This is a genomic window from Noviherbaspirillum galbum (genome assembly GCF_010974945.1).
Lineage (GTDB): Bacteria > Pseudomonadota > Gammaproteobacteria > Burkholderiales > Burkholderiaceae_D > Noviherbaspirillum > Noviherbaspirillum galbum.
Genome location: NZ_JAAIVB010000074.1, coordinates 19,308 through 31,816 on the forward strand (window position 1 = coordinate 19,308; position 12,509 = coordinate 31,816).

10 protein-coding genes are annotated in these 12,509 nt (G+C 63.2%); 7 read left to right on the plus strand and 3 right to left on the minus strand.

The features are described from left to right. Window positions 1–21 precede the first annotated feature (21 nt). From G3574_RS21590 to G3574_RS21600, 3 genes are all read left to right on the plus strand, one after another. Complete coding sequence (locus G3574_RS21590; RefSeq protein ID WP_163967687.1) at window positions 22–201, plus strand: DUF3311 domain-containing protein; 180 nt, start codon at window positions 22–24, stop codon at window positions 199–201. Further along, complete coding sequence (gene mctP, locus G3574_RS21595; RefSeq protein WP_163967688.1) at window positions 201–1,712, plus strand: monocarboxylate uptake permease MctP; 1,512 nt, start codon at window positions 201–203, stop codon at window positions 1,710–1,712. Before G3574_RS21590 ends, mctP begins: the two co-directional genes overlap by 1 nt. A 276-nt stretch (window positions 1,713–1,988) precedes the next feature. Next, on the plus strand, window positions 1,989–2,594 hold the full coding sequence (locus G3574_RS21600; protein ID WP_163967611.1) for a DUF938 domain-containing protein: 606 nt from the start codon (window positions 1,989–1,991) through the stop codon (window positions 2,592–2,594). 399 nt (window positions 2,595–2,993) lie between these two features. Here G3574_RS21600 and G3574_RS21605 read toward each other — a convergent pair whose 3' ends face one another. After that, a complete protein-coding gene (locus tag G3574_RS21605; RefSeq protein WP_163967612.1) occupies window positions 2,994–3,749 on the minus strand; it encodes an SDR family oxidoreductase in 756 nt (251 codons plus the stop codon). Between the two features lie 149 nt (window positions 3,750–3,898). On the opposite strand from G3574_RS21605, the gene G3574_RS21610 reads away from it, so the two are divergent. Continuing rightward, window positions 3,899–4,819: a LysR family transcriptional regulator gene (locus G3574_RS21610; RefSeq protein ID WP_163967613.1), complete on the plus strand. Its 921-nt coding sequence runs from the start codon at window positions 3,899–3,901 to the stop codon at window positions 4,817–4,819. Between the two features lie 340 nt (window positions 4,820–5,159). Here G3574_RS21610 and G3574_RS21615 read toward each other — a convergent pair whose 3' ends face one another. Next, window positions 5,160–6,023, minus strand: a complete 864-nt coding sequence (locus G3574_RS21615) for a universal stress protein (RefSeq protein WP_163967614.1) — start codon at window positions 6,021–6,023, stop codon at window positions 5,160–5,162. Further along, window positions 6,020–8,935: a beta-phosphoglucomutase family hydrolase gene (locus tag G3574_RS21620; RefSeq protein ID WP_163967615.1), complete on the minus strand. Its 2,916-nt coding sequence runs from the start codon at window positions 8,933–8,935 to the stop codon at window positions 6,020–6,022. The genes G3574_RS21615 and G3574_RS21620 overlap by 4 nt, the downstream gene beginning before the upstream one ends. Here G3574_RS21620 and G3574_RS21625 point away from each other — a divergent pair. The 3 genes from G3574_RS21625 (at window position 8,934) to G3574_RS21635 (ending at window position 12,484) form a co-directional block, all read left to right on the plus strand. After that, the gene (locus G3574_RS21625; protein WP_163967616.1) at window positions 8,934–9,143 is read left to right on the plus strand and encodes a hypothetical protein; all 210 of its coding nucleotides are present in this window, start codon (window positions 8,934–8,936) and stop codon (window positions 9,141–9,143) included. The genes G3574_RS21620 and G3574_RS21625 overlap by 2 nt on opposite strands. A 93-nt stretch (window positions 9,144–9,236) precedes the next feature. Next, the gene (locus tag G3574_RS21630; protein WP_163967617.1) at window positions 9,237–10,319 is read left to right on the plus strand and encodes a glycosyltransferase family 4 protein; all 1,083 of its coding nucleotides are present in this window, start codon (window positions 9,237–9,239) and stop codon (window positions 10,317–10,319) included. Next, complete coding sequence (locus tag G3574_RS21635) at window positions 10,316–12,484, plus strand: amylo-alpha-1,6-glucosidase (RefSeq protein ID WP_163967618.1); 2,169 nt, start codon at window positions 10,316–10,318, stop codon at window positions 12,482–12,484. Before G3574_RS21630 ends, G3574_RS21635 begins: the two co-directional genes overlap by 4 nt. Window positions 12,485–12,509 lie beyond the last annotated feature (25 nt).

The window sequence follows — 12,509 nt, forward strand, 5'->3', positions numbered from 1 at the left end:
CACACTGGAGAAAACCACATGATCAAACTGCTGTTGGCACTGCCCTTTCTCGGGCTGCTATGGGTGCCGCTCTATAACCATGAAGGGCCGGCGCTGTTCGGATTTCCCTTCTTCTACTGGTACCAGCTGATGTGGGTGCCGATCACGTCGCTGCTGATCTGGATCGTCTACCGTGACGGCGTTCGCAAGGGAGAACAATGATGGGTGGCCAAATCAACTGGACGGCGCTTGGCGTCTTCATCTTCTTCTTTGCGCTCGTCACCATCCTTGGCTTCGTCGCATCCAAGTGGCGGCGCGGCGATACCGACAAAGGCGCCCACCTCGATGAGTGGGGCTTGGGCGGTCGCAATTTCGGCACCTGGATCACATGGTTCCTGGTCGGCGGCGACTTCTATACCGCCTATACGGTGATCGCGGTGCCGGCCCTCGTCTATGCGGTGGGCGCCTACGGCTTCTTCGCCCTGCCCTACACCATTCTCGTGTACCCGATCGTCTTCATGATCATGCCGGCGCTTTGGCGCGTTGCCCATAAAAAGGGCTACGTGACCGCAGCCGACGTGGTTTATGGCCGCTATGGTTCGCGCTCGCTGGAACTGGCGGTCGCCCTGACCGGCGTGATCGCCACGATGCCCTACATCGCCCTGCAACTGATCGGCATGGAAGTCGTCATCAAGGCACTTGGCTTGACGGGCGAACTGCCCATCACCGCGGCTTTCGTCATTCTGGCGCTCTACACCTACTCCGCTGGACTGCGCGCGCCGGCGCTGATCGCCTTTGTGAAAGACGTGATGATCTACATCGTGGTGCTCGTTGCCGTGATCGTCGTGCCTGCAAAGCTGGGTGGCTATGGCGCGGTGTTCAGCTCGGCCAGTACGGCATTTGCCGCAAAGGGCGGCGCCACCGGCCTCACGCTGAAGGGCTCGCAGATCCTGCCGTTTGCAACGCTCGCCATCGGCTCGGCACTGGCAGCGTTCATGTACCCGCATACCCTGACCGGCATTTTCGCGGCCAAGGACGCCAATACGATCCGCAAGAATGCCGTGTTCCTGCCCGCCTACACGGTGCTGCTGGGCCTGATCGCGCTGCTGGGCTTCATGGCCTATGCCGCCGGAATCTCCATCAAGAGCAATAACGACGTGGTGCCCGCCCTGTTCAATACGCTCTTCCCTAGCTGGTTCAGCGGCTTTGCCTTCTCGGCCATTGCCATCGGCGCGCTCGTTCCCGCCGCCGTGATGTCAATCGGCGCCTCGAACCTGTTCACCCGCAACTTCTGGAAGCCCTACGTCAATCCGAACGTCACGCCGGCAGGCGAGGAAAAGGTCGCCAAGATCGTGTCGCTGGTAGTGAAGTTCGGCGCCCTGGTCTTTATCCTGATGCTGCCGACCAAGTTTGCCTTGGACCTGCAGCTCCTGGGCGGCGTCTGGATCCTTCAGACCTTCCCGGCGGTCGTCTTCGGCTTGTTCGTGCGCTGGTTCCGCGCCCCTGCCCTGCTGTGCGGCTGGGCCTCCGGCATGGCGGTGGGAAGCTGGCTGGTGTTTTCCGATGGCATCAAGCCTGTGCACACCTTCGTGGTGGGCGATGCCAGCTTTGCGATGTACACAGGCCTGGCTGCGCTGGCGCTCAATGTGCTGGTCGCCGTCGTGCTGCAGGCGATTCTCGGAAACAAAGCAGCCCCCAAGAAGGAAGTGTGGGACTCCGTCGAGCCCGTCTAATCCATTTACATCCTCCGCTCCAGCAATGGAACTTCGGCCCGCCGCTTGTCGGCGGGCCTTTTTTATATGAAACAGCCTTGACGGCGAGCGTTGGTTCCTAGCAGCATCCTCCATCGCAAGCGCCGTTTTCACCAGCTTCTCACTCACTCGCGGTTACCGGAAGACCGCATTCCGGCCGCATAGTAAACTCGACAACGCAATGGGCACTATCCTGACAACGATTCATACGTTGTAACGGCAGCCGTCGCCACCAATTCTTTCGATTCATCGATACCTATGTCGCAACTACCTTTTTCCCAGGCTTGCATGAATAACAGGGAGCCCATTCTCAAGGTGCTGAAAGAAGCGTTTTCCAGCAGTTCGCGCGTGCTGGAAATCGGATCAGGCACCGGCCAGCATGCAGCCTATTTTGCCCCGGCGCTACCGCACTTGATCTGGCAGACAAGTGATCTGGCAGAGAACCATGATGGCATTCTTGCCTGGCAACAGGCATATCCCGCCGACAATCTTCTGCCGCCAATCCTGATGGACTTGCGCGACAGCGTCTGGCCCGAGGGTTTCGATGCGGTGTTTTCGGCGAACACCGCCCACATTGTTGCTTGGTCGCTGGTCGAAAATATGTTCCATCTGGCAGGGCAACATCTCCCGGGCGGGGGCATGCTGGCGCTCTATGGTCCGTTCAATTACAACGGGGCGTACACCAGCGAGAGTAATCGAGCGTTCGACGAGATGCTTCGGCAGCGCGATCCGTCAAGCGGGATACGGGACTTCGAACAGGTCGTCAACACTGCCAGCGAATACGGTCTGGTACTGGTACACGACCATGCCTTGCCGGCCAATAATCGTCTGCTGCTGTTCAGGAAGTCCGCTCGCGCCGCATAAGCATGCAGCATTTCTCCCCTTGCCACCGGCTCGTTCTCGCAACTGGCGGCTGGCCGTGCCCTTTTTTGTGCCGCGTACTTCGCGCGTGGGGTGAATCAGGTTTGGATGATTTGGGGCGACTAGCGCCAATGATCTTCGTGGGTAAGGGCACCATGCCTCACATAGGTCAAAAATTTCGACATTCTGGTGGCGGTGCATCGGAAAACCTGAACCCGGCGCGAACTCGCCGTCGTTCCAGGCGCGCAGCACGCCGACCGGCCCATGTTCAGGGCGGCCGCGGCTGGAAATCGCCCCATGCAGGCGTGCCTTCAACCAGTCCAGGTCCTTGCCTCCGAGGGCAGCGCAGGGGCGAAGTTCAATAATGGCGATCTTCTCGGCAACAAGTCGAGCAAGGGCCGGTCAAATTTGGGCTTGGCCGCCATCGACGAACAACTCGATACCATTGATGAAGCTGGCGTCGTCGGAAGCCAGGAACACCGCGGCCTTCGCGATTTCGTCCGGGTCACCAACGCGACCCATCGGGACTTGCGACGCCAGGTAGTCCAGCAAACCTTGCTGCTGCTGGGCGTCGTCCCCAGCCAGATCGACCAGGCCCGGGGTACGGGTTGGGCCCGGGCTGATGGTGTTGATGCGGATGCCGCGGTCCTTCAGGTCAAGGATCCAATTGCGAGCGAAGGCACGCACGGCCGCCTTGCTGGCAGCGTACACGCTGAAGGCCGGCGTGCCGGTGCTGGCGGCGGTAGAGCCGGTCATGATGACGGATGCCCCGCGGGACAGTAGCGGGAGCGCCTTCTGCACGGTGAACAAGGTGCCCTTCACGTTGCGGCCGAAGGTGTCGTCGAACTGCGCCTCGGTGATCTCGCCAATCGGCAACATTGACCCGCCGCCGGCATTGGCATACAGCACGTCGATACGGCCAAACCGCTCACGAATCTCGTCATAAAGCGTGTCGAGGGCAGCCAGGTTGCTGGAATCGATGCGCAGGCCTAGGGCGTGGTGGCCGATGGCGTCTATGGCGGCGTCAAGCTCGGCCTGGCGGCGGCCGGTAATGATCACCTGGGCGCCTTCAAGGGCGAAGCGCTTTGCGGTGGCCAGGCCAATGCCGCTGGTAGCGCCAGTGATCAGGGCAATCTTGTCGTCGAGTTTGCGGGTCATGAAGGGCTCCTAGAATCAATGTCGGTTGTGGGTTGTTCGGGCCGCTTGTTGTATTGCGTGTTCCGATGTGAAGCATCGTACCGACGATGGAACCAGTTTAAAATAGCAATCATTGAAAACCATCGTTGCAATTTTGGAGGCACAGGTCGATGTCGACACTTCCCGATTTCGAGGGCTTGGCCATGTTTGCCAAGGTCGCCGAGGAGCGTTCGTTCGCTGGCGCCGCCCGCGCACTGAACGTGTCGGTAGCAACGGTTTCGCGCGCCGTTGCACGATTGGAGGAACGGCTCGGCGCGCGCCTGTTCAACCGGACCTCGCGGCAACTCGCGCTAACGGAATTTGGCAACTTGATCGCGGAGAGCGCGCTTAAGGTGTATCGCGAAGCGGAAGCGGCTGAAGGTACGGCGCGTGAAATGTCTGCCCGGCCGCGGGGGTTGGTTCGGCTGTCAGTACCGATGTCTTTTGGCTTGCGCTGGGTAGCGCCGCTGATGCCGGCGTTTTTCAGGGAATTCCCGGAAGTCTCGGTCGACCTCCACCTGACTGATGCCCAGGTCGACCTTGTCGGACAAGGCTTTGATGCGGCCCTGCGCATTGCCGTGCTGGAGGACTCTTCCCTGGTGGCTCGCCGCTTGTGTCCAGTCGCGCCGGTAGTGGTCGCTTCGCCTGCCTATCTCGAACGGAGCGGTACGCCGCAGCACCCCTTTGACTTGAATAAGCACGCCTGCCTGGGATATGCCTACCGCTCACGCAGTGACGTCTGGCGATTCACCAATGATGCGGGCGAGGAAGTCAACATCAGGCCAAACGGCCCACTGCGCGTGACCAATGCCGACGCATTGATGCCGACCGTGCTGGATGGCCTGGCGATCGCAGAATTCCCCGAATTCATTTGTGCTGACCAAGTTCGCGAAGGCCGGCTCGTACCGATTTTGCGGGATTGGACGCTGCCTCGCGGCGCCCTGTATTTCGTGACACCCTCGGCACGCACGCGGCCGGCCAAGATTGAAGCGTTGTCCGAGTTCTTCGTACGGCACTTGAGCGAGCCCAGCTGGAGGATCGTTGACTGGTAGAGGCGCTATCCGCAGACCTGCCACGCAGGTTCTCAATCTTTGCCATTTCCATAAAAAGCGACGTCATGCACGGCCGCTGGACAAGGCTCCTTCCGTCGCCTGACGGTATCAGCCTCTGGACGTCAGAGGGCGTAGTGCGGCGGACTCTATAGGCGGTACATAATTAAGCAAGCTAGCCGTATCACGATGAACGGGTTTGGAAGCGGCCACGGAAAGAACCGGAGCGGTCACATTGACAACACGCGAGCTGGACCGTCCGCAGCTCACATTTCATCTCCCCCCGACTGCAATTCCGAGCCAGGCAAGGCCGTCGTGCTCCTCGCCATTTGCGTTATTCCCTTCATTCCCCAACGTTAAGCTTCACCGCCTGGCGTTCCACGCCCCTTACCAACAACAGCGCACAGCCCGCCTCTTCGAGCAGTCGCTTCAGGACAAGCGCACGGCCCGCGCCGAGCGCACCGTGCCAACCGAGCGCAAGCACGCTGCATCCCTGGCATTCGACCTGGGCAAGCAGAATGTCGGCCGGATCCCCGTGACGGAGCAAGACCTGCTCGATGCAGCCGCTCTCGTCGGCGCTGCGGCCGGACAGTCCGCGCTTGACCAGCGCTTCCATGCGGTGGGGATATTCATGGTAGGCGGCATCGGCATAAGTGCGCAGCGGACGCCGGTTGTCCGCTTGCGCGGCATCGTCGGCATGCATGATGGTCAGCGGGATGCGCAGTGCCGCCGCCAGGCCGACGGCGGCCTTGAGCGCTTCATCGGCCGCCGTTTCGCCGCTTGCCGCCGCCAGCATGGAAGTCCAGGGCAAGACTTCGCGGTATTGCAGCGGCAGGAGCAGGACCGGCGCCGGACTGCGCTCGATCACGACCTGCGCGATGCTGCCGAGGCGCTGCTCGAGGTTGCGCCCCGCCGATGCGGACGCGCCGCGCGCGCTCATGATCACCAGGTCCACGCCGTGCGCACTGACCGCCTCCAGGGTCGCCGCGTCTGCCTGGCCGGGCATCTGGTGCAGTATCACGCGCGCGTGGCCTCCCGGAAGGTGCAGGCGTGCGAGGGCCTCGGCCGCGGCCAGCGGTTGTCTTGCGGCGTGCAGCACATGCAAGGTGGCGCCAAGCGCCTCGGCCAGCCACAAGGCGCAACCGACGCCTTTCGCCGCCTCCGGCGAACCGTCGAGCGGCAACAGCAGCGTGTCGAACGTTTTCATGATCCTGTGTCCTTTGCGGCTTCGCGCGAAACCGAGATGGCATGCGTGTGTCCGCGGTAAGCCATCCGCAACGTGACGCTTTCCCAGTCGCGCGGCAGCCGGCTGGCAGCGCGCGGGTCGGACTTGATCCCTTGCGCCGTCATGCGCACGCCGAGAAAGCCCGATACCAAGGCTTGCCAGGTGCCGCCCATTGCGGCGAGGTGCACCCCGAGCATGCTGTTGTCCATCGCGTTCGACAGGTCGAGCCACAGGCTTTGCTTCCAGTAACGCTCCGCGTCGTCACGCATGCCGACGCGGGCGGCGATCGCCGCGTGCACGGCGGGCGACAGGCTGCTGCCATGGTCGGTAAGCGGCTCATAGTAGCGATAATTCGCCACCACCACCTCATCGCTGAAGGCGTCCGGAAAAAGCAGCGGCAGCATCAGCACGTCTGCCTGCTTGAGAAGCTTGCTGCGATTGACCTGTTCCCAGTCGAACAGGCGGTTGACCGGCGCCTTGAAGCGCTCCGCGACCGGCAGCGAATAATCGTCGAGCGCGAAGAAGCCTTCGAACTGCTCGATCACGCCATCCTTGCCGGGTTGCGGTACGTGCATCGCCTGCGCGATGTCCGCCCATTCGTCCGCCTCGCCGGCATGCACGCCGCTTTGCCGGGCCAGGAACGCGGCGCGATCCAGGTTGTGGCGCGCCATCCAGTTGGTGTAAGCGTTGTCGTTGACGTCGTGGTGATACTCGTCGGGTCCGACCACGCCGCGAATGTGATATTGCCGGCCATCGCGCTCGACCCGGCTGGCCCAGAAGCGCGCGGTCTCGAACATGATCTGCGCGCCCGGTCCAAGCAGGAAGCCGTCGTCGCCAGTTGCCTCCCAGTAGCGCCAGACCGCATAGGCGACATCGGCCGTGACATGAATCTGCTGGCGGCCGGTGAAGATGGGGATTTCCTTGCCGGTGCTTTTCAGGATGACCTTGTCCGGCGTCACGTCGCGGCCGGTCAAGGTGGATTCCCAGGCAAAGCACGCGCCGCGGAATCCTGTTGCCGCCGCGCGTTCGCGCGCGCCCGGAAGCGTGCCGTGGCGGTACATCAGCAGCGTGCGGGCGCGCGCGGGATCGGCATGCAGGAAGAAAGGCAACATGAAGATTTCCGTGTCCCAGAACACATGGCCTTCATACGCGCGACCGCTGAGCCCCCGCGCGCCGATGGACACGCGCGGATCGTCGCCGGCCGGAAGCCTGAGATGGTAGCTGCCGAAGCGCAGCGCCTGTTCCACCGCGGGGTGGCCGGGCACCTGAATGTCCGCCGCCTCCCAGAAGCGGTCCCATTGGGCCGCGTGCTCATCGAGTCGCTGCTCGAAGTCCGCGCCGGACAAGGCGCGCGAATGCGCCAGGCACGCCTGCTTCGGGTCCGCGGCGTCCCGGCTGGTAAAGATCGACAGCAAGCGGCGGATGCCGCCGGGAATGCGGACCACGCGCGAGGCGATGGCGATGTCGAAACGCGAAGCGCGGGTGGCGAAGCACAGCAGTTCCAGCTCCGGCGTCGCCATATGCTCGAGCAGGCGCAACTGTGGATGGTCGGCGGCGAACCGCGCGCTATCAAACAGCGCGGCGTCGAATTCAACGGATGCCCAGTGGTTCAGCGGAACGGCAATGGCTTCCTGCAACAGCAGGTGCGGGTCAGCCAGCGAGGCGCAGCGCCGGGTACGCAGGGAAGTCTGACGCCCGCCAGCGGTCTCGAACAGCGCATCGGCATGCAGTACCGCCCGCCGCAGGTCGAGCACGCGTTTCAGCCCCCGTCCGGAGGGCCCGGACAGATCGAGCGGATCGCCTCCCACAGAGGCCTGCAGGCGGAAGGGAAATGGCAAGGGTACGAGTTCGGCGAAGGGGTCGCCGTCGCGCTCGGGCGCGAGGAATTCCAGTTCGGAGTACGGCAAGTCGCCACGCTTCGCATCATAGATGCCGGCGACGAACAGGTCGCATTGCGCCCCCGGCGGCGGAATGTCGTAGACGCCGCGGACGCCGAGATAACCGTTGCCCACGGCGAACAGGCTTTCCATGTCTGGCTCGCGCGCCGCATCGAAGCCTTCCTGTTCGATGCGCCAGGCGACTTCCCGCTGGCGCGAGCGGTAGGCGGCTTCGACCCGGTCCGTATCGAGTTCGTCCAGGTCCTTCACCACGAGATCGGCGCCTGCGCGCCGCAGCGCGTCCGCATTGCCGCCGCGGTCCACGCCCACGACCAGCCCGAAGTCGCCGCGCCTGCCGGCCTGCACGCCGGCTGCCGCATCTTCCACCACCATCGCGCGCGCTGGCGGCACGCCGAGTCTCTGGGCCGCTTTCAGAAACATCGCCGGATCAGGCTTGCCCGCCAGCGCCATGGCCTGCAGGTCCATGCCATCCATGCACGCATCGAACAGTCCGGCGGCACCCGCCTCGCCCAGCACCTGCCGCCCATGCCGGCTGGAAGTGACCACCGCCGTCTTGATGCCGCGCCGGCGCAGCGCGCCGATCAGCGCCAGGGTGCCGGGATAGGTGCTTGCACCCTGCGCCCGCAGCAGCGTGATGAAGGCTTGGTCCTTGCGCTCTGCGGCCGCCTCCTCTTCCGCGTCGCCGAGCTGGATGCCGCGCGCCCGCAAAAAGGAGCGCAGTCCGTCGCGGCGCGGCTTTCCATCGACATAGGCCAGATAGTCGGCCCGGACGTCGAAAGCCTGCCAGCTCGCCCCGTCAGGCGCGTGCCGGCGCAGGATGTCATCCAAAGTCTGTTTCCATGCCTCGGCATGCAGGCCGGCGGTCCGGGTCACGACGCCATCCATGTCGAAGATGGCGGCTTCCAGCGCGCCTGTCCGCGCCGCGGAACCGCCTTCTTCGACAGCCGTTTCTTTCCTGCCATTCATCGCAGCGGCAAGCATTTCATGGGCAGTCATGGTCATTCCCCCGGCGCCCGGAATTCATTCATTCGCACGGGAATGTTTCCTTTCCGTGCACGGCGACTTCCTTCAACGCCATGCTATTGCCGGGCCGCCGCAGCGCGCCGGCATCCAGATCAAATTTCAGGAACAAAGCACCAGCGAAAATCTTTCACTGCGCCAATCCTGCAATGATTGCGAATCGGGGGCCGGCAGGAAAATTTGAGCGGTATCAATTTCATTCCGGGGCTCGGCTCGATACTTAACGAGCCCGTGCTGCGAGAAAGCGCGTTACCGACTGGCATTGACCAGGATAACCATGAAGATAGCCCAAGTCGCTCCCTTGTTTGAAAGCGTTCCGCCCAGAGGCTATGGCGGGACCGAACGCGTGGTTTCCTACCTGACGGAAGAACTGGTCAGGCAGGGCCATGAGGTCACGCTCTACGCCGCAGGCGATTCCGTCACCGAAGCGCGGCTGGTTTCACCGGTGGAAAAAAGCATCCGGCCGGCGCTCGGCGACATCAGCTGGATGGCCTACCATGCCATGCAGCTCGACATGCTGTGCCGCGACGCGCCCCGGTTCGATATCCTCCACTTTCACACCGACATCACGCACCTTCCCCTTGCGCGCATGCTCGACGTGCCGCACGTGACCACCTTGCACGGCAGGCTCGACCTGCCTTTTCTCGCGCCCTTGTACGGGCATTTCGCGGATACGCCCCTCGTCTCCATTTCCGAAGCGCAGCGCAAGCCGCTTCCAGAAGCGCGATGGATGGCGACGGTCCATCACGGGCTGCCGGACGACCTGTTCAGTTTTTCGCCGGAGGCCGACGACTACTTTGCCTTCGTGGGCCGGATATCGCGGGAAAAGCGGCTGGACCGGGCCATCGAGATCGCCGAACGCAGCGGCGTTCCCATCCGCATCGGCGCCAAGATCGACGATGCCGACAGGCTTTTTTTTGAAGACGAGATCGCGCCCCTGTTCAGCAAGCCCTGCGTCACCTACCTCGGCGAAGTGTCGCAGGAAGAAAAGCGCAAGCTGCTGGAACGCGCCAGGGCATTGCTGCTTCCCATCGACTGGCCCGAACCATTCGGACTGGTCATGATCGAAGCACTCTCTTGCGGCACACCGGTCATTGCGTACCGGAACGGCTCGGTCGAGGAAATCATCGATGATGGCGTGACCGGCTTTATCGTGGACAACCAGGAGCAGGCTGTGGAAGCGGCCCTGCGCATCGACAGCATCGACCGTCACGCCTGCCGCAGAGCTTTCGAAGACCGCTTCACCGCGGATCGCATGGCCCGCGACTATCTGCGCGTGTATGAACTTTGCATTCGCGCGTTCGACGAGGTGTCGTCCATGGCCGTGCGGGCCGTTACCGCAAAGAGGACGATCGCATGATCCAGAAAATCCGGATTGAAGAGCAGTGGTACATCCTCGCGACCTCATCGCCGGCGGACGACCGGCGCCGCGTGCTCAAGGCGGATGAAATCTTCGGCCTGTTCGACCGTTTCGGCGATATCCAGCCGATCGGCCTCGGCGAAGAAGGCATCTACCGCGGAGATACCTGTTTCCTTTCCCATCTCGAACTGCAGATAGGCGGCGCCCGGCCGATGTTCCTCAATTCCACGGTGAAGGACGAGAACGGCCTGTTCGTCATCGAGCTGATGAATCCCGACCTGCATCCGGATGACAAGACCTACATTCCCAAGGGCACGGTGCATATCTTCCGGGCCAAGCTGCTGTACGACGGCGCCTGCTACGAGCATGTGCGCGTGATCAATTTCGGCCTGCAGCCGGTCGAGACCCGTCTTTCCCTGCTGTTCGGCGGCGACTACAAGGACATCTTCGAGGTGCGCGGATTCCAGCGCGGCAAGCGCGGCAAGGCGCTGGAGCCGGAAGTGCGGGACGCCGGCGTGACCATCGGCTATCGCGGCCTGGACAATACCGTGCGCCGCACGGCCCTCAGCTTCGAGCCCGTGCCGGATGCGCTGGCCGCCGACCGCGCCGACTTCGACCTCGAACTGCCGCCCAAGGACGAGGTGCACATCTACTTCGCGATCCAATGCGAACTGGGCGAAGCTCCGGCCGCGCCCGTCCTCAGCTATTTCGACGCGTACACCCGCGCCAGCGAGTCGGCCCGCGCGCGGCAGGAGCACCGCACCAAGGTCCAGAGCTCGGACACCTTGTTCAACAGCTGGGTGGACCGGTCAAACGCCGATCTCCTCATGCTGACCACGCGGCAGCCGCAGGGCGATTATCCCTATGCCGGCCTGCCGTGGTACTCCACTACCTTTGGGCGGGACGGCATCCTGACGGCCTGGCAGTACCTGTGGATCGATCCGCGGCTCGCCAAGGGGGTGCTCGGTTTCCTTGCGGATGCGCAGGCGACGCAAGCCGACCCGGCACGCGACGCCGAACCCGGCAAGATCCTGCACGAAGCGCGCCAGGGCGAGCTGGCAGAGCTCGGCGAGATTCCCTTCCGCCGCTACTACGGAACGGTCGACGCGACGCCGCTGTTCGTCGGCCTCGCCGGCGCGTACTACGAGCGCACCGGCGACCTTGCGTTCATCAAGTCGATCTGGGGCAACATCCGCAACGCCCTGCGCTGGATCGATGAATTCGGCGACCGCGACGGCGATGGCTTCGTCGAATACGCGCGCTACACCGAAAGCGGCCTGGCGCAGCAGGGCTGGAAAGATTCGCACGATTCCATTTTCCACAGCGACGGCGAGATGGCCGCCGCGCCGATCGCCCTCTGCGAGGTGCAGGGCTACGTGTACGACGCCAAGCTGCAGGCGGCACGCCTCGCCCGCCTGCTCGGCGAGGATGCGCTCTCCGCCGACCTGGAAAAACAGGCGCGCGAACTGAAGCGTCATTTCAACGAAGCCTTCTGGTGCGAAGAACTGGACATGTATGCGCTGGCGCTGGACGGCAAGAAACGGCAGTGCGCGGTCGGTTCCTCGAACGCGGGCCATCCGCTGTGGAGCGGCATCGCCACGCAAGAATATGCGCTGCGCACCGCCAACCGGCTGCTGAAGCCTGATTTCTTTTCCGGATGGGGGATCCGTACCATCCGCAACGATGAAGTCCGCTACAACCCGATGGCCTACCATAATGGGTCGGTGTGGCCGCACGACAATGCCATCATCGCGGCCGGCATGGCCCGCTACGGCCTCACGAACAGCGCGATGCAGGTCTTCAACGCCATGCGCGACGTCATCCTGTACATGGACCAGCACCGCATGCCGGAACTGTTCTGCGGCTTCGAGAAGCGCGAGGACGAAGGCCCTACGCTGTATCCGGTTGCATGCTCTCCGCAGGCCTGGGCGGCAACCACCGTGTTCTACCTGCTGCAGGCCTGCCTCGGCCTGTCTTTCAATCCCGAGCAGCGCGAGATCCGCTTCCGCAAGCCGCAGCTGCCCTCCTTCCTGGATGCGGTGGAGATTCGCGACCTGGCGATCGGCGATTCCACGGTCGACCTGCGGCTGCAGCGCTATCCGAACAATGTCGGCGTCAATGTGATCCGCAAGGACGACGCGGTGAACGTGGTGAGCGTGGCCTGAGGGCCGGTACGCCAGGGAGCTTTGA